Annotated in this window: 21 protein-coding genes, 2 tRNA genes and 1 pseudogene; 10 read left to right on the top strand and 14 right to left on the bottom strand. The window is 62.9% G+C overall.

All coding sequences use genetic code 11. From position 1 onward, the window contains the following. Positions 1-150: 150 nt before the first annotated feature. From sixA to F759_RS0136850, 6 genes are all read right to left on the bottom strand, one after another. Complete coding sequence (gene sixA / locus F759_RS0136825) at positions 151-609, bottom strand: phosphohistidine phosphatase SixA (protein ID WP_027804135.1); 459 nt, start codon at positions 607-609, stop codon at positions 151-153. A gap of 350 nt (positions 610-959) precedes the next feature. Next, positions 960-1,036 (bottom strand) — tRNA-Pro (locus tag F759_RS0136830). A 74-nt stretch (positions 1,037-1,110) separates the two neighbouring features. Then, entirely contained in the window at positions 1,111-1,269 is a 159-nt protein-coding gene (locus F759_RS41910) for a DUF3309 family protein (RefSeq protein WP_013340001.1), read from the bottom strand. Between the two features lie 560 nt (positions 1,270-1,829). After that, a complete protein-coding gene (locus tag F759_RS43585) occupies positions 1,830-2,006 on the bottom strand; it encodes a hypothetical protein (RefSeq protein WP_167334060.1) in 177 nt (58 codons plus the stop codon). Positions 2,007-2,658: 652 nt separating this feature from the next. Beyond that, positions 2,659-4,020 (bottom strand): MATE family efflux transporter, encoded by a 1,362-nt coding sequence (locus F759_RS0136845; RefSeq protein ID WP_027804136.1) that lies wholly within the window; start codon positions 4,018-4,020, stop codon positions 2,659-2,661. Further along, a complete protein-coding gene (locus F759_RS0136850) occupies positions 4,017-4,325 on the bottom strand; it encodes a DUF2288 domain-containing protein (RefSeq protein WP_027804137.1) in 309 nt (102 codons plus the stop codon). Before F759_RS0136850 ends, F759_RS0136845 begins: the two co-directional genes overlap by 4 nt. 113 nt (positions 4,326-4,438) lie before the next feature. Here F759_RS0136850 and F759_RS0136855 point away from each other — a divergent pair, with 113 nt between their 5' ends. Further along, positions 4,439-5,179, top strand: coding sequence for a pentapeptide repeat-containing protein (locus F759_RS0136855; protein ID WP_027804138.1), 741 nt, complete (start codon positions 4,439-4,441; stop codon positions 5,177-5,179). Positions 5,180-6,030: 851 nt separating this feature from the next. Here the strand turns inward: F759_RS0136855 and F759_RS0136860 are convergent. The 3 genes from F759_RS0136860 to F759_RS0136870 form a co-directional block, all read right to left on the bottom strand. Further along, positions 6,031-6,357 carry a hypothetical protein gene (locus F759_RS0136860; protein ID WP_027804139.1) on the bottom strand — a complete coding sequence of 109 codons (327 nt, stop codon included), beginning with the start codon at positions 6,355-6,357 and terminating at the stop codon, positions 6,031-6,033. Positions 6,358-6,521: 164 nt separating this feature from the next. Further along, a complete protein-coding gene (locus F759_RS0136865; protein WP_027804140.1) occupies positions 6,522-7,238 on the bottom strand; it encodes a peptidoglycan DD-metalloendopeptidase family protein in 717 nt (238 codons plus the stop codon). Between the two features lie 174 nt (positions 7,239-7,412). Next, entirely contained in the window at positions 7,413-8,321 is a 909-nt protein-coding gene (locus F759_RS0136870; RefSeq protein ID WP_027804141.1) for an aldose epimerase family protein, read from the bottom strand. Between the two features lie 71 nt (positions 8,322-8,392). Here F759_RS0136870 and F759_RS43590 point away from each other — a divergent pair, with 71 nt between their 5' ends. The 3 genes from F759_RS43590 (at position 8,393) to F759_RS0136885 (ending at position 10,047) form a co-directional block, all read left to right on the top strand. After that, positions 8,393-8,740 (top strand): hypothetical protein, encoded by a 348-nt coding sequence (locus tag F759_RS43590; RefSeq protein ID WP_152530814.1) that lies wholly within the window; start codon positions 8,393-8,395, stop codon positions 8,738-8,740. 331 nt (positions 8,741-9,071) lie between these two features. Next, positions 9,072-9,902, top strand: a complete 831-nt coding sequence (locus tag F759_RS0136880) for an undecaprenyl-diphosphate phosphatase (RefSeq protein WP_027804142.1) — start codon at positions 9,072-9,074, stop codon at positions 9,900-9,902. A gap of 68 nt (positions 9,903-9,970) precedes the next feature. Then, positions 9,971-10,047 (top strand) — tRNA-Arg (locus F759_RS0136885). A gap of 88 nt (positions 10,048-10,135) precedes the next feature. Here the strand turns inward: F759_RS0136885 and F759_RS0136890 are convergent. Together F759_RS0136890 and F759_RS0136895 are read right to left on the bottom strand one after the other, a co-directional pair. Next, on the bottom strand, positions 10,136-10,519 hold the full coding sequence (locus tag F759_RS0136890) for a DUF427 domain-containing protein (protein WP_027804143.1): 384 nt from the start codon (positions 10,517-10,519) through the stop codon (positions 10,136-10,138). A gap of 309 nt (positions 10,520-10,828) precedes the next feature. Further along, positions 10,829-12,406, bottom strand: a complete 1,578-nt coding sequence (locus F759_RS0136895; protein ID WP_027804144.1) for an acid phosphatase — start codon at positions 12,404-12,406, stop codon at positions 10,829-10,831. Between the two features lie 306 nt (positions 12,407-12,712). Between F759_RS0136895 and F759_RS0136900 the strand changes: the two genes are divergently transcribed. Next, positions 12,713-14,110, top strand: coding sequence for a cytochrome-c peroxidase (locus F759_RS0136900; RefSeq protein ID WP_036026393.1), 1,398 nt, complete (start codon positions 12,713-12,715; stop codon positions 14,108-14,110). Between the two features lie 72 nt (positions 14,111-14,182). Here F759_RS0136900 and F759_RS0136905 read toward each other — a convergent pair whose 3' ends face one another. After that, entirely contained in the window at positions 14,183-14,422 is a 240-nt protein-coding gene (locus tag F759_RS0136905) for a hypothetical protein (protein WP_027804146.1), read from the bottom strand. Positions 14,423-14,705: 283 nt separating this feature from the next. Here F759_RS0136905 and F759_RS0136910 point away from each other — a divergent pair, with 283 nt between their 5' ends. After that, positions 14,706-15,095, top strand: a complete 390-nt coding sequence (locus F759_RS0136910) for an RT0821/Lpp0805 family surface protein (protein ID WP_027804147.1) — start codon at positions 14,706-14,708, stop codon at positions 15,093-15,095. A gap of 82 nt (positions 15,096-15,177) precedes the next feature. Continuing rightward, a complete protein-coding gene (locus tag F759_RS0136915; protein WP_027804148.1) occupies positions 15,178-15,627 on the top strand; it encodes an NUDIX hydrolase in 450 nt (149 codons plus the stop codon). A gap of 33 nt (positions 15,628-15,660) precedes the next feature. Here F759_RS0136915 and F759_RS0136920 read toward each other — a convergent pair whose 3' ends face one another. After that, positions 15,661-16,647 (bottom strand): transporter substrate-binding domain-containing protein, encoded by a 987-nt coding sequence (locus tag F759_RS0136920; RefSeq protein ID WP_084534474.1) that lies wholly within the window; start codon positions 16,645-16,647, stop codon positions 15,661-15,663. 195 nt (positions 16,648-16,842) lie between these two features. Next, complete coding sequence (locus tag F759_RS0136925; protein ID WP_027804150.1) at positions 16,843-18,552, bottom strand: glutamine--tRNA ligase/YqeY domain fusion protein; 1,710 nt, start codon at positions 18,550-18,552, stop codon at positions 16,843-16,845. Positions 18,553-19,035: 483 nt separating this feature from the next. Here F759_RS0136925 and ggt point away from each other — a divergent pair, with 483 nt between their 5' ends. From ggt to F759_RS44760, 3 genes and pseudogenes are all read left to right on the top strand, one after another. Further along, complete coding sequence (gene ggt / locus F759_RS0136935) at positions 19,036-20,796, top strand: gamma-glutamyltransferase (RefSeq protein WP_027804151.1); 1,761 nt, start codon at positions 19,036-19,038, stop codon at positions 20,794-20,796. Between the two features lie 84 nt (positions 20,797-20,880). Beyond that, positions 20,881-21,441, top strand: a complete 561-nt coding sequence (locus F759_RS0136940; RefSeq protein WP_027804152.1) for an RBBP9/YdeN family alpha/beta hydrolase — start codon at positions 20,881-20,883, stop codon at positions 21,439-21,441. 114 nt (positions 21,442-21,555) lie between these two features. Continuing rightward, positions 21,556-21,706, top strand: a pseudogene (locus tag F759_RS44760) (IS256 family transposase); the annotation flags it as partial.

Here is a 21,706-nt window from a genome sequence, read left to right on the forward strand (position 1 = left end):
TGTTGCCTGTTCCCCCTGCCTGTTGCTCTTGGCTCGTCGCCCGTTGCGTGTTGCCCTTTGTCGTTAGCCCTTTGCCGTTAGCTGTGCGTTGTGCGCGCAGGTCCACCCACTTTGCGCTCGTTGACTACGCGCGACTCGCGAATCGGATGATCAGACGAGTTCGGGTGTCATCGCCGCGTGCAGCACCGCCTGGTCGTCGCCGTGACGCTCGCGGCTAGCAATCCACCATACGCCTGCTTTCCTGATCGGCCAGCTCGCGTCGCTGCCGGCGAGCAGCTTCGCGGCGACGTGGCCGAGCGTCGGCTGATGACCCACGATCACCACCGTTTCCGCGATGCCCTTCGGCCAGCCCGATGCAGTCACCACGTCATGTGCGCTTGCGTTCGGCGCCAGTTCGCGCACGACGCGGTATTGATCGCTGAGCGTCTCCGCAGTCTGGATGGTGCGCACGGCTGGGCTTACGAGGATCACTGCGTCGTCGGGCAGACGCGTGCGCAGCCACTTGGCGACGTGTTGCGCCTGCTTGCGGCCGCGTGTGGTGAGCGCGCGGGCGAGGTCCGTGGCGGCATGGTCCTCGGCTTCGGCGTGACGCCAGAGAATCAGATTCATGTTGTGGCTCCTTGAGTCTGCATGCGGCGGGGGGGGGCGCGTTGCGGTGCTTTGCTTTGCAATTCCTACTGCACTGTCGTATTGCATGGGGCGGGCCGCAAGTCGATCGGGCGGCGCAGGTCCGTGCGGGTGGTTTGCCTGGATCGCGTTGCCGGTTGTTCTGGCGTCGTTCGTTGCCCGGTACTTTTCTTTAGCGCGGTTCTTTCGCTTCATTCTTTCGTGCGCTTTAAATTGCCTTAGCAGATGGCGAGCCCGGCCTCCGACTTAATCTGCGGTCGATCCAGAAAGCAAAAACCCGCGAAGCCGAAGGCTACGCGGGTTTTGTGATGCGCTTGCTTGATGCTTTTTCGTGGTCGGAGCGAAAGGATTCGAACCTTCGACCCTCTGATCCCAAATCAGATGCGCTACCAGGCTGCGCTACGCTCCGACGAATCCGAGATTCTACGTGGCTTTAGGTGCCAGAGTCAATCGCGAATTGCGCCGGAGCGAAAAAGAGTCGCGTCATATGCGTCCCATCACAAGCAACACGATGACGATGATCAGCACGACGCCCAGCAGGCCCGTCGGGCGGTAGCCCCAACCGCTGCTGTATGGCCAGGTAGGCAGCGCACCGATCAGCAGCAGGATAAGCACAATGAGGAGGATGGTTCCGATCGTCATTTGAATTTCTCCCTGTCCGGCCCCGAACGATGTTGGGGCGCATAGTCTCGTTGATCCGACGCACATTGCTTGCCGCGACGAGCGCGGCGCAATGCGCGTGCTCCTTGCAGCCACGGAATCAGCAACGCGCGTGCCCGGTGCGTTGGGAGGTGCTTGGTGCTTCGTCTAGGGGAGCCCGAAGTCGCGCCATATAGCGTGGGGAGATCGAGGACGCAGGGGCAGCCGCCGCAACGAGGATCTGCCGAGATGAAGCGAGGACGACACGCGCCCCGAGTCCACGGACCAAGTGCAACGGAGGCAAGAGCGGGGCGCGGCCCGAGCCCAAGGCAGCGAGTCGGAGCCAAGGGAGCGAGTCGGAGCTCACAGGGAGCGAGTCGGGAGCCCGAAGGGAGCGGGGCGGAGCACAAGAGGAGCGCAGCCGGAGCCCTAGTGCATCGGGCCGAATCGCGCCCCCCCCGTAATCCGAGCCCCAGCGGAGCCAATCGGAGCCCGACCAAAGCGACCACGCCCCATGTCCGGAAACGCCGGATAACCTAGGCCCAATTACACCGCAGCTCGCCTCAGTGCCGGCGGCGCTTCCAGTGCGGCATGTGCACGTGCTGATGAGTCAGCCAGTGATGCACCATGCCTTCGCCGTGTTCGCGTCGATAGGTTCTCGTTTCGAAAATCGAAAGTGCGACCAGCACGGCGAGGCCTATCCCAAGTCCGACAAGACCGGCGACCGATTCAGCGTCCATGACAGTCTCCTTTGACGTTTCGCTGTGACTTTATAGTAGGTCACGCATCGCGAAATGGCAGCGCGGACTGCGCGGGGCCGCGTCATGGAATGCGCATTGCGGGTAGACTTCCGCGCTCCGCTCCTTCGTTGCCCGGTTGCTCCGCGCTGCATTACTCCGGCGCTGCCCCTTTGCCTTGCTTTCCTTAGAGAGACTACCGTTTATGTTTCGCGTTTCGATGATTGCCTTGCTGCTGGCAGCCAGTGTCACCGGCTGCGCGGATGGACCGTCTAGCCGCCGCGCGGCTCCGCCGCAGGATCCCGCCGATTATCACGGCGTGCCCACCGACACCCGCCCACCCGCGATGGTGCCCGCACCGGTCGCGCGTTGAGTGTGAGCGGAGAAGAAAGCGAAGCGCCGATGCGGGCACACCGGCGCTTCTGACCCACGCATTCTGTTCGCGCGCAATGCGAGGGCTGAGTGCATTCTAGAGTGTCGATCCGACGCGATATGTGTGCGCTTGTTTCAACGCGTAACGGCTAACCGCGCGCTAGAACGTAGCAGCAGCGCAACAACCACCGGCAATAGCGGAACAGCGGAGTAGCAGCCTACTAACAGCAAACCAGGCAAACCAGCAGCACAACAGACCGCAATGCTCGCAGCCCCTGTGCACCTACGCGCTTTCGCCGCCCATGCCGCCAACCAGTCTCGGCAGATGACACGCGAGCGTCACGCCGCGCGCCGCCATGAAGACGAGTATTGCCGCCCACAATCCGTGGTTGCCGTACAGCATGAGCAGCGGCCACGAGGCGCCAACGAAGATCGCAAACGACACAATCATCGACGTCATTAATTCGCGCGTGCGCGTCGCGCCGATAAACACGCCGTCGAGTAAATAGCCGCCCACCGATACCAGCGGCGAAAGCGCCGCCCACGGCAGATAGAGATCGGCCGTGGCGCGCACGCTTGCCTGATCGGTCAGACGCTCGACGATCCATGACCCCGTGCCCGCATACACGAGCGTGAAGCCGAGCGCGCCAAGGGCCGACCATAGCGCGGTCACCTTGATAGCCTGGACGAACGCATGCCGGTCGCGCGCGCCGATTGCCGCGCCGACCAGCGCCTCCGCGGCGTGCGCGAAGCCGTCGAGCCCATAAGCCATGAAGGTCTGAAAATTCAGCAGCAGCGCGTTCGCGGCGAGCGTCGCGTCGCCCTGTTTCGCTCCGAGGTGCGCAAACCAGCCGAACGACAGCAGCAGGCACAACGTGCGCAGGAAGATGTCGCGATTGAGCGCGATCAGCCGCCGCAGCGCCGCGGCGTCGAAGAGCGCGTGGCGGTTGAGCGCGGGAAGCCCGCGCGTGCGGCCATGCCATAACAGCGCTGCACCGAGCACGAAGCCAAGCGCGTCGGCGGTAGAAGTGGCCGCGCCGATTCCCGCCACACCCCAATCGAACGCATGCACGTACAGGAACACGGCGACGATGTTCACGCCGTTGATAAACACTTGCGACAGCAGCGCGAGGCGCACGCGCTGCGTACCGAGCAGCCATCCGAGCACCACATAGTTACCCAGCGCCAGCGGCGCGGCCCAGATGCGCGCGTGACAATAGATGCGTGCGTTGTGCTGGACCGCGTCGCTGCCGCCGAGCGCGCGCAAAGCGTAATCGATCAGCGGCACTTGCAGCGCGAGCACCGCTGCGCCGATCGCGACCGCGAGGAACAGCGCTCGCACGACGTTATCGCGCAATGCGGCGTGCTCGCCGGCACCGTGCGCCTGCGCGACGAGGCCAGTCGTGCCCATTCGCAGGAAGCCGAAGCCCCAGAACACGAAGTTAAAGAAGAGTCCGCCGAGCGCCACGCCGCCCAGATACGACGCTCCGTCCAGATGCCCGGCGACGGCGGTATCGACAGCGCCGAGAATCGGCTGCGTCAGATTCGCGAGAACGATGGGAAATGCAAGCGCGAGCACACGGCGGTGCCAGCGCACCGGCAGCGCGGGCGCAGTGGGCTCCGCCGCAGACGCCGCTTCGCTCAATGGCGTTCCTGCACGCAAATCCACGGGGAGACGACCACGGCCCACAGATCGGGATCGCGCGCGGCGAAGTCGGCGGCGGTTTCCGCCTGTACGCGCTCGACGAGCCCCGCCGACAGCCATTGCGTGATCTGCGCGGTGTCGTCGCTGGCGATGGCTTCGGCCACGCTCACGAGATCCAGGTCGCTAGCCACGCGCAATAGCATGCCCCGCGCGAAGAAGCGTTCCAGTTCCGGCCAGCCGATTTTCGCGGTTTCGGCAAGGAGCTTGGCGTACAGGGGGCTATGGGCGGCGTCGTTGGAAGTCATCGTAAGGGGGTTCTGGCGGGGGTCGATACTATAAACCATCGGCGCGGGCGGCCTGCGCGGCGCGCATTCGGGTACGCTTAGGCCCTTCGCAATTCGTCCGATTCTGAACCTTCATGTCACTCGATTCAACCGCGCCCGCTCCGGGCGCGCAAGCTCACGAAGTGGCCGGCGCCACCCTCACGCGCGCCGACGTCGAGCGTCTGGTTGCGGCGAACGCCGCCGCAAACGAGCACGCAAGCGTCGCGTCGCTCGTCTTCAACGATTGCGATTTCGACGGTGCGGATCTATCGCGGCTCGACCTGCGCGGCGCGCAATTTCATCGCTGCACGCTTGCCGAGGCTTCTTTTTTTGGCGCAACGCTTGCGCAGACACGCTGGGTTCGTTGCCGCGGCCGGCAGGCCGACTTCGCATCGGCGGATCTGGTGGACGCGGCATTCCAGTCGAGCGATCTGAACAACACGAGCTGGCGGCGCGCCAAGCTGGCGTCCGCGTCGTTTCGCGGCTGCAAGCTGACCGGCGCGAATTTCGAGGCGTGTACGGCGCTTGGCTTGAGCTTCGTCGAAACCCTGCTGGTCGGCGCGCATTTGCGCGGTCTGTCGTTTCGCAAAGCCACGCTGCATCAACTCGATTTCTCCGACGCCGATCTTGCAGGCGTGGATTTCCGCGAGGCAATTTTCGACGGCGGCAGCCTCAAGGACGCGCATCTGAAGGGCGCGCGGTTCGACGGCGCCGATTTGCGCGAAGTGGAGCTGAGCGGCGTTCGGCTCGTGGACGCAGCGCTCTTCAAGGGTGCGACGATTTCGCATCAGCAGGCTGCGGTGCTCGTCACCGAACTGGGATTGCGAGTAATGTAAAGCCCGCCTGGTATTTGCCTGTATCCACCGGGTAGCCAGCCGGGTTATGACTTCCGGCCGTCTTGTGCGGCAGGACACGAATGAATAACATCAGATTCATTCGGCGGATAACAACAGAAGATTAAATCCGGCGATTCGTCGGTGGATTTAAAGCGATTTTGGCGTTTCACCATTCGCGAATTTTCATGGGATGTGGGGCCTGCGAGGGCGGTGAAGCGATTATCTGACTGTAATGGTGCGGTGGCGCACCAAGCGCTTTTGGCTGCATCGGTGCGCGAAATCCGGACTGGTTCGGCATTAAAGCCGGCCAGTCAATTTTTGTCAGCCCAATAGGCAATGAACGCCGCATTCCCTTGCTGGGCAAGCGTTTCAGGCTATCTTAACGAGCCTTCGCCGCAAAAGTAATAATCTGTTCATCACCGAATTAGCGATTATTGTCAGCGTTTATTCCGGAAGTTTTAGGTTCACGTAACGCGGAATCCGTGCGTCGCGTCACATTACCTTGAAAATTAATATATTGCGCTTGTAAAACCGGGTTGTTAAATTTCGTTCTGGCGCATGGTGAACCGGTCCTTTGCCGATATGCGCCGAACCCCCGTTAGCCCGGCCTCGCGCCGGGCTTTTTTTTGCCGGATATTTTAATCGTGGTCACTGCCAATACACGCACCGCGCGGATCATAAAAGCTCACCTTCCTTTCCTCGGTTATGAGCTGGGTAATCATCTTCGTCGCGGTATGGCCAATTGCATTTGGTGTGCTCTTTGCCTTCGCCGCGCGCATCGAACCGCGGTCGGGGCGTTGGGTGCGCCGTCGGCCGGATTGCCCGCAATCCGGGAGCGCGGAGCGTGCAGCTTATTGTTTGCAGCGAATCACCATCGACCGGTTTTTCACGTTCGCGCCGAAAATTCCGCCGACGGTGCCACCCGACGTGGCGCCGTTATCGACATCTTTCGATACGACGTCGTAGCCATAGTTGCCGCAGACTTCGCCGGCGCGTTTGTAGCATTCGGCCCAGCTCGTGCTCGCGTCGCTGCCGCTGCAGTTGATCGCAAAGCCGGTTTCGCCGCTCGGCAGATAAGTCATGGTCGTGGTGGTCGAGCAGCCGCAGAGACTGCCCAGTGTCAGCAGACCCACACCCATCGCTGCGGCCATCGCCACGGACGCCAATGCGCTCTTCATTGCAGATTCCCTTACAGATGACATGAAAGGCGTGGCGCGAAGCCACGCGTGTCGGATTGAGCGTTTATAGCACGCGGGGTTCCCCCGGCTAGCCGATGTAACGCGATCCGGCGGACCGAAGGTTTAAGGTCGAACCGGCGCGCAAACTGCGAGCAGCCGCCCGCCTAGCGCGGCGGCAACGCACGCGACGGGTCGATTGAGCGGCCCTGGTAGCGCAACTCGAAATGCAGCATGACCCGATTGGTATCCGTGTCGCCCATCTCGGCAATTTTCTGGCCTTGCGAGACGGTTTCGCCTTCCTTCACGAGCAGCACGCGATTGTGCGCGTAGGCGGTCAGGTACTCGGCGTTGTGCTTCAGAATCAGCAGATTGCCGTAACCGCGCAGCCCATTGCCTGCATAGACGACTGTGCCGGCCGCCGCCGCGACCACGGGCGTGCCCGCCTGAGCGGAAATGTCGATGCCCTTCGAGTTCGCGCCGTCAAAGCCGCGAATGACATTGCCGTTCGTCGGCCACACGAGGGAGATCGACGAGGCGGGCGCGGACGAACTCGCGCTATCAGCCGGCGCGGAACGCGGCGCGGCGGAAGCGCTCGCGCTTCCATTGCCGCTGCTTCGCACGGCGCCGTTCGTCGACGCCGCGCCGTTGGGCGGATCGACGCGCAACACTTGCCCAACTTCGATGCTGTCGGGGTTGGTCAGATTGTTCCAGCGCGCGATGCTTTGCACCGACTGATGGTGACTACGCGCGATCTTCGAAAGCGTGTCGCCCCGTTCGACGCGATAAAAGCCCGGCCCCACCGGCGCCGACCCGCACGCGGCGATGAGCGCCACTAACGACACGCAGGCGAGTCGTTTGATCATTCTTGTTGTTTCAGGCATTGGACCTCGCAAAGCGCTGCCGCGCGCCGATCCCGATCACGCAGCAGGTAGATACAAAGCGTCCGATTCTAACGGTTTTGCGTTGCAGCATCGGAAAAGCGGGCAACGCGTGCCCTCGGCAAAGCGCGCAAACCATCCACGCGCATTGCCGGTTCGCGTCTGCATGAAGCTGAATTAGTCTAGTTTGCCGACGCTGATGCGCAGCGCCGCCGTTTCCGTTTTGCCCGGATCGAGCCAGCGCAGGCCCATCCCATTATGGATCGCGTCGGGCAGGGCGAGCCACGGCTCGACACAGTAGAAGTCCGACTCCGCTGCTTCGGTCCATGTGGTCACCGCGTACCAGGGCACGGAGCCCGGCCGTTGCAGGTCGATCGTGATGACGCGATCGAGGCCCGGCGCAATCAGCCGCACCGGTTGCTCGGGCACGCCGGTCAGGCAATGGAAACGGTCGTGAATGCGCGTTTCGTCGAGCGTGTAGCGCGCTTCGCCCGGCTCGGCCGCGCTGATCGAGCCGTCTGCCTGCTGGAAACGCCGTTCCGTGCGCGGCAACTCGAGCGACGTCTCGCCACGCTGCGTGTGCGGCAATGTGAAGTAAAAGTGATGGCCCGCGTAGTAGGGCAATGGTGCATCGCCGGTGTTGGTGGTGGTCAGCGTCACTTCCAGCGTGTGCGCGTCGATCAGCGTGTAGGCCGCCTCGAAGCGAAAGCTGAACGGATAACCGCCGCGCGTCGCTTCGCTATCTGTCAGCACGAGGCGCAGGCCTGCACCGTGCACGTCGGCGTGAGCGTCGAAGGGAAGGTCGCGTGCGAAGCCGTGCATGGGCAACTCTCTGACTGTGCCTTGGGCGTCGCGCCAGTAACCGATCTTGCCGTCCACGCGATGCCGTCCGAGAAACGGAAACAGCAGCGGGTTGCCGCCGCGGATCCGCGCGGGCTGACTCCAGTCGGCGTGTTCTGGCCAATGGATCACCTCTTCGCCGTCGATGATCCACGAAAGCAGACGGCCGCCGGCTTGCGGCGCGAAGCGGAGCACCGAGGCGTCCTGGGCGATTTCGAGAATGTCCTGCTGCGGTGAAAGAGGCATGGTCGATAGTGTGATGAGTAAGTGTTAGACGCGCGTCGCGCCGGGTTCGGTGCCGGTTCGTCCCGTTTGTCGTGGCCTTTGTCCTGCTTTTGCCTGCTTTTACCTTGCTCGGCAGCGGTTGGGCGGCTGCCCATGCAACGTTCGCCGCGCTTGGCTCAAACGCATCGGAAAAGCCGGGCTCAGTCGGCCGAAGCGACGATTTTGCTCTGCTTTGCGCTACGGGGAAACCCTTCTCGGGAAATTGCGGGTGTCGCAAGCAGGCGATCGTTGCCGATAATTCGTCTCACTGCCCGGTGATATTTACCGCCGGGCGAGATCGCTCAGGAGGCGTTATGGATCTCGCAATGGCAATGGGTGTCACGCTCTTCGGCATGTTCACTGCCAGCACCGTCTACTTCTTTTACAAGCTCGAGCGCTGATGCGCGCTGGCCGTCCGACGTTGCGTACGACACCCGCACGACATATCCGAGCGGTTTCCTGTTCGTAAGCTTTATGCCTTCTCCAGTGCGTTGATCCCGTGCCTCGCCGTCGGACGATTGAAAGCGCTGCAGCCTTCAGCGGCCCTTTTCCATTTGCGTTTCGCGTAACAACCGTTTCGAGTTGTGACGCGACGCGTCAATATTTCCCCGAATGTGGCCCAAACGCTTGGCGCTGACTTGGCAGCCAGGCATAATCGGTGCGCTTTTTGACGCGCCGGTCATTCATTGTGCGGCGCGCTGTCCCCGACATCTTCCTTACAAGGACCGCCGCGTGAATCTGCCGTTTCTCATCTTCCTGAGCGTGCTGCAAGGCGTGACCGAACTCTTTCCGGTGAGCAGTCTCGGCCACACGCTGCTCGTGCCTGCATTGTTCGGTATGCATATCGATAAGCACGCGCCGCAGTTGCTGCCGTTTCTCGTCGCATTGCACCTCGGTACGGCGTTCGCGTTGCTGTGGTACTTCCGCGAGCGCTGGTGCGCGCTGGTGCGCGGCTTCTTCGCATCGTTCGGCGGGCGCCGCAACGGCGATGCTCACATGATGTGGGCGCTCATCATCGGCACCGTTCCGGCGGGGCTCGTCGGCCTGTTGCTGGAAAAACGGCTCGAACGGATTTTCCACGACCTGCGCATCGTGGCAATCGCGCTCATCGTCAACGGCGTGCTGCTGTGGGTGGGCGACCGCCTCCAGCGCTCGCGCGCGCATCAGGCGCCGGAGAAGCTAGGTTTCCGCCAGGCGTTCCTGGTCGGGCTCGCACAAGTCGGCGCGCTGGTTCCGGGCTTCTCGCGCAGCGGCCTCACGATGATCGCCGGCAATGCGGCGGGCCTCACCACCGAAAAGGCTGCGGAGTTCTCGTTCCTGCTGGGTACGCCGATCATTTTCGCGGCCGGCCTGCTTGAATTGCCGAAGCTCTTTCATGCGCCTGGCCAACTCGCGGACGCACTGCTCGGCGGCGTGCTGACCGCTATCGCCGCCTATCTCAGCGTGCGTTTCCTGATGCGCTATTTCGAAGGCCGCGGACGTCTTGCCTCGTTCGGCGTGTACTGTGTGATCGCGGGCATCGTGTTCCTCGGCTGGTTCGCACTGCATCCGCAGCCGGTCTGATAACGTTCGATATGCCCGCTGCGTTCTGGCGGGCATGACGATCGGTTATAATCCGGGCCCGGCCTTTTGCGGCGGTAGCTCAATTGGATAGAGCACAGGTCTTCTAAACCTGAGGTTGTGAGTTCGATCCTCGCCCGCCGCGCCATTGTCTGCATATGAAAAATCCCATCTACCGAATCCGGTGATGGGATTTTTTTATTGCGCTTGTGTTTGTTCCTTGGCTTGTGTTGCCGTCACGCCCGCGCTTGCACGTCGATCGAATCGACACGGTCGGGATAGAACGCTAGGTGTTGGGCGATCTCCTTCACGGCCGCATACGGCGACTCGTAGGTCCACACTGCATTGACTGCGCGTTCGCCGCCCGGTGCGATGCTGTAGTACGCACAATCGCCCTTGTACGGACAGTAGGTTGTGTGATCGGTGCGCGCGAGCAGAGTCATGTCGGCGTCGTTGCGCGGAATGTAATACACCGCCGGATAGGACGCTTCGCGCAGCACTAGCGCCTTTTCCGTGTCGGCGATCACGCGGCCCGCCACAGTAACGACAACGCGGGCCCGGGCGGGCTCGACGGTAATCGGATGATCGGCGCCGGGGATCTTGATGGTTCTTTCAATCATGCTGTCGAACTCCTGATGAACGGGCGGGCAAACGTCGGGGAACACTGTCGACGGAAACCGTCGAGCACTCCAGCGCAGCATACGCTGGTCGCGTGTGATGCGCCGTGCCGAAGCTCGCCCGTGACTAAGCCGGCGTCAGCGCCGCGAGTCGGGGCCGGTGTCAGCTTCGCTAATCGCGCCAGCGTCAGCTTCGCGAATCGGCGTCCGCGTTAGCGCCTTGCGCCAATAAAAATGGGCAGCCGAAGCTGCCCGTCGAAAGCCGCGCCGCGAGGCCGGCTGTTGCTTATCGTCGCTGTTGCGTTGCCGCGCTTATGGCCTGACGTTCAGCGCAGCGGTCAGATCGCCCATCGGCTTGCTGCCGTTGGCAACGAGCGCCGCGTCGCGTGCCGCGATGCCCGGCAGCGTCGGCAGCGAGAAACGATGCGTGATGAAGCGCAGGATCGAAGTCGTGTCGTACTGCGTGTGATCGACGAAGCCCTTCTTCGCGAACGGCGAGATGATGAGTGCCGGAATGCGCGTGCCCGGACCCCAGCGGTCGGCCTTCGGCGGCGCGACGTGATCCCAGAAGCCGCCGTTCTCGTCATACGTGACGACTACCAACATGTTGCTCCACTGCGGGCTCTTCTGCAGATGCGAAATCACGTCCGCGATGTGCTGGTCGCCCGACGCGACGTCGGTGTAGCCGGGGTGCTCGTTCAGGTTGCCTTGTGGCTTGTAGAACGTCACTTGCGGCAGCGTGCCGCTGTCGATCGCCTTGATGAACTCCGAACCGGCGAGGCCGCCGTCGAGCAGATGCTGCGAGCGGTTTGCGGTGCCCGGCGCGAGATCGGCGAAGTAGTTGAACGGCTGATGGTGCGGCTGGAAGTTTGGCGCCGTCAGGTTCGCCCCGTAAATCACGTTCGACGTACCGTTTTGCGCGGCCGACAATGCCGCGCCCCATGCGCCGCCATACCACGCCCACGACACCTTCGCGTTGTTCAGCAGATCGCCGATGTGCTGCTGCGTCTGTGCCGGCAACGTGGTGGCCGCGCCCGGATCGGCGAGATTCGCGTCGCCGCCCGAGGCCGCCTTGTTGCCGCTCGGCTGATACGGCGGCTGCATTGTGTTGATCGCGTAGAAGTCAGGCGTGAGGTTGCCGGACAGCACGAACTTGGGCGGCCCATTGAGCGACGAAGCCGGCGAGTTCGACGCGAGCTTGAGCGTCACGCCGTCGCTTTCAACTGCCGAAATGGAGCCGGCCGCCGGGCTCTTGTCCGCGTTCGGATAGGTCGGCGTGCAGGCGCACACGAGCCACTGGTGATTGAGAAACGAGCCGCCGAATGCGCCCATGAAGAAGTTGTCGGCAAGCGTGTATTGCTGCGCGATTTTCCACAGCGGCAGCTTGTCGGCATTGAGCGTGTAATGGCCCATCACGAGACCGCCCGAATCGGCCCATGCGGCGAACTTGTCGTTCTTGCCGCCGTCGATCTGCATCTGGTTCTCATAGAAGCGGTGATACAGGTCGCGCGTCGTCGCGGTGATCGGCGTGTTGAATCCGTTGGGGTCGTCGATCGCGAACGGGCTGTTCGGCAAATTGGCCGTCATGGCCTGCGTGACGACGGGCGTTACGCCGGTTTGCGTGAGGCCGTTCCAGACCTGCGGCAGCGTCGCAAGCGTCGAGCTGTCGCGATCCAGCTGCTTCGCGCTCGCCGCGTTCACGTTCTGCAAACCGTTGGCGCCGGGGAAGTTACCGTACAGGTTGTCGAAGCTGCGGTTTTCCGCGTAGATCACCACGACCGTCTTGATCGACGTAATGTCGGGTTGGGTGATTTCGTTGCCGCCGCATGCATACAGGCTTAACGCTGCGGCGATCGCCAACGGCGCCGCGCAGATCAGTTTCTTGTTCATTTATGTGAGTTCTCTCTCTCGCGTTGGGAACGGGCCGAGTGCATTCCATCGCTCGGTGACCGCCTGCGAAAGTGTGGCGATGCAATTTGACAGAAAGATGTATTCATTACGAATTGCTTTGCTGCCGAGGTTTCTGTTGGCTGGATGTCATTTAAACGACATACCGATGAAATACGCTCGCGGACTTCGATATCGCACATTCAGATCATTCATATGCGGCTCGGTTTGGCGGGGATCCGGAAAACAGTAGCTGCTGTCGCGGCACAGTGGGGCGCGAAGCGGGCGACAAGTCGCGAATCTCGTGGGATGGCGTTTGCGTCCGCGGCTGTTGCAGCTGTTGCGGTAAGCGTGAGTCTCGCTGGCTGCGATTCCGGCTCGCCGGCCGATGCGGCTGCGAGTGCGAGTGCGAGTGCGAGTGCGGCGCATGCTTCGGTGGATACGGCTGCGGCCGTTGTGCGCGTTGCGGCGCATCGGGCGGTGCATGAGGCAGGGCATGAAGCGGCGCATGAGATGACGCGTGAAGCGGAATCTGAAGCGCCGCACGACGCTACGCCGGGCGGCGGTCAATCGCGCGCGCAAGTCTACGAATCCGTGCGGCAGATGACTGCGCTCGGCAAGCAACTGTTCTTCGACCCGTCGCTATCCGGCTCGGGCAGACTCGCGTGCGCGTCGTGCCATAGTCCGGACCACGCGTTTTCTCCGGCCAACTCGCTGTCCGTGCAACTGGGCGGCGGCGATATGCACCGCACCGGCATGCGCGCCGCGCCCACGCTCAAGTATCTGCAGTCGGTGCCCGCATTCGCCGAGCACTATCACGAGTCCGACGACGAAGGCGATGAAAGCGTCGATGCCGGCCCGACTGGCGGCCTGACGTGGGACGGCCGCGTGGATCGCGGTGCCGATCAGGCGCGCATTCCGCTGTTGTCGTCGTTCGAAATGGGCAGCTCGCCGGCGAAGGTCACCGCGGCAGTCAAGGCCGCGCCGTATGCCGGCGCCTTCCGCGTCGCGTTCGGCGAGCATATTTTCGACAGCGACGACGCGACGTTCAAAGCCGTGTTGCAAGCGCTCGAAACCTTCGAGCAGACGCCCGACGTCTTCTATCCGTACAGCAGCAAATACGATGCTTATCTCGCAGGCAAAACGCAACTCACGAAGGCCGAGTTGCACGGTCTGCAACTTTTCAACGACGAGAAGAAGGGCAACTGCGCGAGCTGCCACATCAGCCAGCGCACGCTTGACGGCGCGCCGCCGCAGTTCAGCGACTTTGGCTTGATCGCGATCGGGGTGCCGCGCAATCGCGCGCTGCCTGTGAACCGCGACTCGCATTTCTACGATCTGGGCGCGTGCGGCCCGGAGCGCACCGATCTGAAGGGACGCGCGGAGTTCTGTGGCATCTTCCGTACGCCGACGCTGCGCAATATAGCGTTGAAAAAAAGCTTCTTCCACAACGGCATCTATCATTCGCTCGAACAGGTGCTGCACTTTTACGCCGAACGTGACACGAATCCGCAGAAGTTCTATCCGGTGTCGAAAGGCAAGGTGCACAAGTTCGACGATTTGCCGCAGCGTTACTGGGCGAACCTGAATACCGAGCCGCCGTTCGACCGCAAGCCAGGCGACAGACCCGCGCTGGACGACGCCGAGATCAAGGACGTCGTGGCGTTTCTGAACACGCTCACCGATGGTTATAAGGCAGGGAATTGACGCAGCGGCCTCGCGAGTTGCGAGTGACGCGGATGCACGGCCGGGCGGAGGTGATCGTGCGCCCCCGAGCGCTCAGATAGGTGCACCCGCGACGATGCAATAACAAACGGCGAGCAGCAGCGCAAAAGAGATGAGCACGCATGCGATGCCAGCGCGCGTTACGAGATTGGGCCAGCGCGGGCGGCGAAGTCCGTCGATCCTGACGATGGGCCGCGCGAGACCCGGATCGCGTCGAATGGCGACCGGCACAAGCGCCACGCAAAGCAGCGCGAGTGCGACGGCGAGGGTTTCCAGCGCATCAGAGAGTTCCATGATTGACGTTTGAAGTGGATCAGCGCGAGAGCGCAAGATGGCCAATCTTAGGAAAGCGCGCCGCGCGGCGATATGGGAGCCATCCTAAAAATGAGAGTGGCTGCGGGTCGCATCAGACAAATCTCAGTGGGTTATTGCCTTGCGGGCTCCGGCGTCAACGTCGATCCCCGCCGCGCAGCGCGGCCAGGCTGCCACGAACGGACATGCTATGCTTTTGGGGTCCAGATCATGAGCCCTTTCAGTGCGCTCGCGACCGCCCGAAACGTTCAGAGGAGAATCCTTCATGTCGATGCGAACCCGTGCCCTCTGTCAATTGACTGCCGCCGGTCTGCTGCTTGGCGCGACGATCGGCGCCCAAGCGGCGAATCTCGGTTTCCTCAACGACACGCCGATCAGCTACATGAAACAGCGCGACGTCGATTCCATCAAGCAGGCCGTCTTCGCCGCACTCGACGAAAAGCAGGACGGCGAAAGCGTCAACTGGGTCAATGAAGGCACGCGCAACAGTGTGAAGATCGACGCGACCATCAGGATCGCGAGCACGTCGAAGGAAGGCGAGCGCACCTGCCGCAACCTCGGCGTCGTGCTCAATGCAAAAGGCCAGTCCATGCACCTGCGCCCGCAGTTCTGCAAACAGGGCAACGGCAACTGGCAGTTGCAGAAAAAGCGCTAAGCATGCAGGCAGTCGTGAAGACGCGCGCGGCTGGTTCCCGAGTGCGGGCGGCAGCCGCGGCCCGGGCGCGGCCGGTGCGGCGATGAGCCCGCGGATAGTCTCATGCGGCATCGTGCTGCTCGACCCCGAAGGCCGCCTGTTGCTCGCGCACGCGACGGAGACGTCGCACTGGGATATTCCGAAGGGCCACGGCGAGGACGGCGAGGCGCCGCACGTCACGGCACTGCGCGAAATGGTCGAAGAGACCGGAGTCGCGATCGAGCCAGAGCGTTTGAAAGACCTCGGTCTGTTCGTCTACCGGCGCGACAAGGATCTGCATCTGTTCGCGGCGCGCGCTACGGCCGATGAACTCGACCTTAGCGGGTGCACGTGCACGTCGCTGTTCCCGCGCCGCTCCGACGGGAAGCTGATCCCGGAGATGGACGCCTATCGCTGGACCGCGCCCGATGAAGTGGAAAAGTACGCGAGCCGTAGTCTTGCGCGGCTCTTTCAGACCACGCTTTCGCTCACTGAATTGCACCGGTCGCTATAGGCGATGACGAGCGGCAAGCGCCTTGCCTTGCGTTCAGTCGAGCGCGCGATCGTTCGGATTCGCGAATAGCGCGCGATTCTCTTCCGACAGCGGAAAATTCAGATTGATGCCCTGCGGCGGAATTGGCTGCGTGAACCATTGCTTGTACAGATGCGCTGCTTCGCCGGAAAGCTGCCCGCGCGCAATCACGCGATTCACGAGTTGGCGGAACGGCTCGTCGCCTTTGCGGAACATGCATGCGTACACCTCGTATCCGAGCGGGGTGCCGGTGACGACGAAGTCCTCGGGGTGCGGATCGGTCGCCTTGAAGCCGTACAGAATAGGCTCGTCCATCACGAAGGCCACCGCGCGGTTGTCCTTCACGGCCGCGAAGGCTTCCGCGTGATCGCGCGCGCTCGTGATGCGCATGTTCAGGTGCTTTTGCAAGTTCAACTGGCGCACCAGGCGCTCATCGGAAGTGGCTGCGGTCGTCGTCACCGGTTTGCCTGCCAGGTCGCGAAAATCCTTGATGCCGCTGTCCTTGCGCACGATCATGCGCACCGCGTATTGAAAAAAGCTGTTCGAGAACGCCACTGTGTTTTCACGCTCGACGGTGTGCGCCGTCGACCCGCATTCCAGGTCGATCTGGTTATTCAATAGCATCGGCGTGCGGTTCGCCGAGGTCACGGTGACCTCATGCACCTTGAGTTGCGGTAGATGCAGCGCCTTCTTCATTTCGTCGACGATTTCGAGCGCGATGGTTTGCGAATAGCCCACCGTGCGTTTGCCGTCGAAATACGAGAAGGGAACGGACGCTTCGCGCACGCCGAGCACGACGGCGCCATCGTCATGTACTTTCCTTAGCGTTCCGGTAAGTTCGGCGGCGTAAGCAGGGCAGGTGAGCGACGCCGTGCCGAAGGCGGCCAGCGCCGCCAAGGTACTGCGTGCGACGAATTGCCGGGCGCGCCCCGGCTGTGCGTTGCGGTGTGCACTGTGTGCTTTGTTCGCCGCGCCGGCGTTGCCGCGCACTGCGTGTCTCATCTGACCTCCCGAACGGCGCTCGTGCCGCGCCGCTGTTTCTGCTCGTGCCCATGATCGTTCTCATGCTCGTGCCGGAGAAGCATGAAGCAATATCGCCTAACGAAAAGGCGTGCATCCGATGAAGCGGATGCACGCCTTAGCCGGTTACCGACGCGCAGCTAGCGCTAAGCGAGCGATAACGGTCGCCGTTGCCGCTTAGGCCGGTTTGCCCCAACTGTCGCGCAAGCTCGCGATCCGGTTGAACACCGGCTTGCCTGGCTGCGAATCGACGCGGTCCGCGACAAAATAGCCATGACGCTCGAACTGATAGCGCTGCTCAGGCAGCGTGCCGTGCGCACCAGGTTCGAGGTAGGCGTTGACCACGCGCTTCGAGTCCGGATTCAGCGCTTCGAGGAAATCGCGGCCGCCGGCGTCCGGCTGCGGCTCCTTGAACAGACGATCGTAGATGCGCACTTCGGCCGGGCACGCGTCGGCCGCGCTGACCCAGTGAATGTTGCCCTTGACCTTGTAGTTGTTCGCGCCTTCGGTGCCCGACTTGCTGTCCGGGAAGTAGTTGCAATGCACCGCGACGATGTTGCCGTCTTCGTCTTTCTCGGCGCTCGTGCATTCGATCACGTAGCCGTAGCGCAGCCGCACCTTGTTGCCGGGGAACAGACGGAAATAGCCCTTCGGCGGCGTTTCCGTGAAGTCCTCGCGCTCGATCCACAACTCGCGCGAAATCGGAAACTCACGCACGCCCTGTTCCGGATGATGCGGATGCACCGGCGCGCTGCACGGCTCGGTGAGGCCGACCGGGAAGTTGTCGATGATCAGCTTCAGCGGGTCGAGCACGGCGGCAATGCGCGGCGCCTTCTCGTCCAGATCGTCGCGCAGCGCGCCTTCGAACACGCTCATGTCGATCCACGAATCGACCTTCGTCACGCCGATGCGCTCGCAGAACAACTGGATCGACGCGGGCGTGAAGCCGCGCCGGCGCAGGCCGACGATGGTCGGCATGCGCGGGTCGTCCCAGCCGTCCACGTGGCCTTCGTTCACGAGTTGCAGCAGCTTGCGCTTGCTGGTGATCGCGTACGTGAGGTTCAGACGCGAGAATTCGATTTGCTGCGGCAGCGGGCGCGTGAAAATGCCGGCCTCGGCGAGCTCGTTCAGAATCCAGTCGTACAGCGGGCGGTGGTCTTCGAATTCGAGCGTGCACAGCGAATGCGTGATGTTTTCGAGCGCGTCCGAAATGCAATGCGTGTAGTCGTACATCGGGTACACGCACCATGTGTCGCCGGTACGGTAGTGATGCGCGAAGCGGATCCGGTAGAGCACCGGATCGCGCATGTTGAAGTTCGGCGACGACATGTCGATCTTCGCGCGCAGCACGTGCTCGCCTTCTTTGAACTCGCCGGCTTTCATGCGGCGAAACAGGTCGAGGTTTTCCTCCACCGAACGCTCGCGGAACGGCGACGGCGTGCCCACTTCGGTGGCCGAGCCGCGGTTCGCGCGCATTTCGTCCGCCGACTGGCTGTCCACATACGCCTTGCCGCGCTGGATCAGCAGCTCGGCGAATTCGTACAGCTTGTCGTAGTAGTCGCTCGCATAGTAGAGGTGCTCGTTGCCGTCTTTCTGCCACTCGTAGCCGAGCCAGCGCACGGCGTCGATGATCGAGTCGACGTATTCGACGCTTTCCTTTTCCGGATTGGTGTCGTCAAAGCGCAGATGGCACACGCCGCCATAGCTGCGCGCCACGCCGAAGTTCAGGCAGATGCTCTTCGCGTGACCAATGTGCAGATAGCCGTTCGGCTCGGGCGGAAAGCGCGTTTCGACGCGCTGGCTCCACTTGCCGGTGCGGTTGTCGTCGTCAATGATGTTGCGGATGAAATTGGATGCCGCTGGCGCGTCGTTGCGTTCGGTATTCATGCGAGATGGTGAAAGTCTGTCGGGGGCGCGCAATACGCCCACTTATCCGACAATTCTACCTGACGAGGCTCGATGCGGCAGACGAGTGCGGCGTGCAGCCGACGCTCGAGCGGCTTTCATGGCACGCCGCGTCGCGCGTCATGTGCGGACTCGCGCGGCGGCTCGGGCGCGGTTCGACGCGAAGACCCGCTGTAACAGGAGGTAAATCGGTTTGTTCGGACGCAGGCGGGCGACTTAGCATGCGAGCGGCGCGGGTTCGCGCGGATGCGCGCAAATGCAAGAACTCGCGTTCGCTCTGAGGCCGGCCGCCGTTCGCCGCTTCAGCAGCCCTCGATCATTCAAGGGACGGCGCCGCTTGCATCGCAGCGGCGCGGCGCATGCGCCTGGCGCTGCCGCTCACGCAAGCCGCACCGTCCGTCGTCGCCTTGCACGGACCTTTTGTGTTCGTGCAACATGGCGCCCTTAGTTGCCGGAGTTTCTCGGATGCCAATCCCGACGCACGACGCGCCTCGCGCGCCCTTTGCCTTTCCTCGTTTCGCGCGGATGAACGCGGCCGCAACGCTTTTGACCGCGTTCACGGCCGGCATCTGCACGCCCGCGCCGGCGTCCGCGAAAACGCCGCAGCCCAAAGCCGTATTCGATGCATCCGCGGTGGCGACGCCCGATCGCTACAGCGCCGACGCCGCGCAGCAGATCTTCGCCGCAGGCGGCAACGCAGTGGATGCAGCCGTCGCGATCGCCTTCACGCTCGCCGTGACGCGCCCGGACGCGGGGAACCTGGGCGGCGGCGGGTTCATGACGCTGTTCGTCGACGGCAAGCCGTATTTTCTCGACTATCGCGAGCGCGCGCCGCAACAGGCGACCCGCGACATGTATCTCGACGACAAAGGCAATGTGGTGCCGGGCATGAGCGCCGTCGGCCATCGCGCGGTGGCTGTGCCGGGTACCGTCGACGGCATGTGGCAGGCTCAGCAGCGTTTCGGCAAGCTGAAGTGGAAGCAGGCTCTCGCGCCCGCGATCCGTTACGCCAACGACGGCTTCCAGGTCGCCCCCTGGCTCCAGCAGCGACGCGATGCAGCAGCGAAGAATTTCGCCGGCAAGACAAATTTCGACGCCTACTTCTCGAACCTGAAGGCGGGTGCGACGTACCGCCAGCCCGAGCTTGCGCAGACTCTCGCGCGCCTCGCGAGCAACGGCGGCCGCGAGTTCTACGAAGGGCATACCGCCGATCTGATCGCCCAGCAGATGTACGGGCATGGTCTAGTGACGAAGGCCGATCTGCTGCAATACAAGGCCGTGTGGCGCCAGCCGCTCGCGGCGAACTGGAACGGCTATCAGGTGCTCACCGCGCCACCGCCGGGTTCGGGCGGCGTGGGGCTGATCCAGATGCTGAAGATGAAAGCCGATCTGAAACCGGCTTTCGACGGGCTCGAACTGAACTCCGCGCCGTATATCCATCTGATTGCGCAGATCGAGGACCGCGTATTCGCCGACCGGCAGCAATACCTCGGCGATCCGGACTCGTACAAACTGCCTGTCGACAAACTGCTAGACGACGCCTACCTCACGCAACGCGCGACCGGGATCGGTGCAGAAGAAGTGCCGGGCGCCGCGCCGGTAAAGCCGGGTCTGGGCGATGCGGCGCCTGAGAAAGCGCAGACCACGCATTTTTCGGTCGTGGACAAATGGGGCAACGCGGTGTCGAACACGACCACGCTCGACGGCGAATTCGGTTCCGGCGTGGTGGTGGATGGCGCGGGTTTCTTACTCAACGACGCGATGGACGACTTCGTGACTAAAGCCGCCGCGGGCCAGTCCGCAGCGACAGGCGGCACTGGCGCCGAACTCAATACCGTGCTGCCGGGGCGCCGCCCGCTTTCGGCGATGACGCCGACCATTCTGCTCAAGGACAACACGGTGTCGCTCGTGATCGGCACGCCCGGCGGGTCGCGCATTCTCACGTCGATCTTCCAGGTGATGACCGATCTCTACGACTTCAACATGACGCCTGGCGACGCGCTCGCCGCGATGCGGTTTCATCATCAGTTGCTGCCGCCGAAGACGATCTACTTCGAGCCATATCGTCCCATTACCGGCGAACTCGCCGCGAAATTGCAGAGCATCGGTTACGCGCTGGAAGGGCAGTCGTTTAACGGCGACGTGCAGATGATCCGTATCGACGGCACGATGCCGGAGCCGGCAACCGATCCGCGCGGTATCGGGGTTGCGCGTGTGATACGTTGAGCGCGCCCGACCGGTTGCAACGGTTCGCCACTATTGCAACCGGTCGCAACGGCACGGTTAAAACACGAAACTACGGGGAACACCATGAACGCGCAAAAACCGAACGTACTCGTATTGCCGGGCTACCAGAATTCCGGCGCGGGGCATTGGCAGACTCGCTGGGAGGCGCTCGATCCCGCGTTCACGCGCGTGCAGATGCCTGATTGGGATCACCCAGTGCGCGATGCGTGGTGCCGCGCGCTCGATATAGCGGTGGCGGCCGCCGACGCATCGGTCGTCTTCGCGGCCCATAGCCTCGGCTGCCTGACGGTCGCGTTCTGGGCTTCGCAGTACGCGAGCGCCGCGCAACTCGGCAAGATCGCGGGAGCGTTGCTCGTCGCGGTGCCGGACCCCGCGGAACCGCAGTTCCCGCAGGACGCCAGTGGCTTCGCACCCGTACCGCTTGAGCGCTTGCCGTTCGCGAGCATTGTCGTCGCCAGCACCGACGACCCGTATGGTGGCGTGCCGTTCTCGCAAGCCTGCGCAAAAGCGTGGGGCAGCCGCTGGATCGATGTCGGCCCGCGCGGACACATCAATGCCGACAGCGGGCTCGGCGATTGGGGCGAGGCGCGCGGCTGGCTGGCTTCGTTGGGGAAGGTGGGCTGAGCGCTTCAGCGCGGGCTAACGCGGGAGACGATGCGGGAGGCGACGCGGTAACCATTGAGCCTGTCAGATTTTTAGTGTGTCGAGGTCATGAGACGATAACGGAAATAACGTCCAATGACCGAAACAACAGTGACCAGGAAGAGCAAGAACCCGAAGGCGCCGAAGCTGTTCCCCGATGAGCTGATCGATCAACTGCTGGCGCAGGTGCAGAACAGGAACGCCGAGTCGGTTCTCGGGGAATCGGGCCTGGCCGGGCGACTGAAGA

Origin of the sequence: Paraburkholderia dilworthii (assembly GCF_000472525.1) — a bacterium.
GTDB classification, from domain to species: Bacteria; Pseudomonadota; Gammaproteobacteria; order Burkholderiales; family Burkholderiaceae; genus Paraburkholderia; species Paraburkholderia dilworthii.

Coding starts and splice junctions, on each gene's coding strand:
- sixA (WP_027804135.1), bottom strand. CDS start 609: ATGAATCTGATTCTCTGGCGTCACGCCGAAGCCGAGGACCATGCCGCC.
- F759_RS41910 (WP_013340001.1), bottom strand. CDS start 1,269: ATGACGATCGGAACCATCCTCCTCATTGTGCTTATCCTGCTGCTGATC.
- F759_RS43585 (WP_167334060.1), bottom strand. CDS start 2,006: ATGGACGCTGAATCGGTCGCCGGTCTTGTCGGACTTGGGATAGGCCTC.
- F759_RS0136850 (WP_027804137.1), bottom strand. CDS start 4,325: ATGACTTCCAACGACGCCGCCCATAGCCCCCTGTACGCCAAGCTCCTT.
- F759_RS0136855 (WP_027804138.1), top strand. CDS start 4,439: ATGTCACTCGATTCAACCGCGCCCGCTCCGGGCGCGCAAGCTCACGAA.
- F759_RS0136860 (WP_027804139.1), bottom strand. CDS start 6,357: ATGAAGAGCGCATTGGCGTCCGTGGCGATGGCCGCAGCGATGGGTGTG.
- F759_RS0136865 (WP_027804140.1), bottom strand. CDS start 7,238: ATGCCTGAAACAACAAGAATGATCAAACGACTCGCCTGCGTGTCGTTA.
- F759_RS0136870 (WP_027804141.1), bottom strand. CDS start 8,321: ATGCCTCTTTCACCGCAGCAGGACATTCTCGAAATCGCCCAGGACGCC.
- F759_RS0136890 (WP_027804143.1), bottom strand. CDS start 10,519: ATGATTGAAAGAACCATCAAGATCCCCGGCGCCGATCATCCGATTACC.
- F759_RS0136895 (WP_027804144.1), bottom strand. CDS start 12,406: ATGAACAAGAAACTGATCTGCGCGGCGCCGTTGGCGATCGCCGCAGCG.
- F759_RS0136900 (WP_036026393.1), top strand. CDS start 12,713: ATGGCGTTTGCGTCCGCGGCTGTTGCAGCTGTTGCGGTAAGCGTGAGT.
- F759_RS0136905 (WP_027804146.1), bottom strand. CDS start 14,422: ATGGAACTCTCTGATGCGCTGGAAACCCTCGCCGTCGCACTCGCGCTG.
- F759_RS0136910 (WP_027804147.1), top strand. CDS start 14,706: ATGTCGATGCGAACCCGTGCCCTCTGTCAATTGACTGCCGCCGGTCTG.
- F759_RS0136915 (WP_027804148.1), top strand. CDS start 15,178: ATGAGCCCGCGGATAGTCTCATGCGGCATCGTGCTGCTCGACCCCGAA.
- F759_RS0136920 (WP_084534474.1), bottom strand. CDS start 16,647: ATGAGACACGCAGTGCGCGGCAACGCCGGCGCGGCGAACAAAGCACAC.
- F759_RS0136925 (WP_027804150.1), bottom strand. CDS start 18,552: ATGAATACCGAACGCAACGACGCGCCAGCGGCATCCAATTTCATCCGC.
- ggt (WP_027804151.1), top strand. CDS start 19,036: ATGCCAATCCCGACGCACGACGCGCCTCGCGCGCCCTTTGCCTTTCCT.
- F759_RS0136940 (WP_027804152.1), top strand. CDS start 20,881: ATGAACGCGCAAAAACCGAACGTACTCGTATTGCCGGGCTACCAGAAT.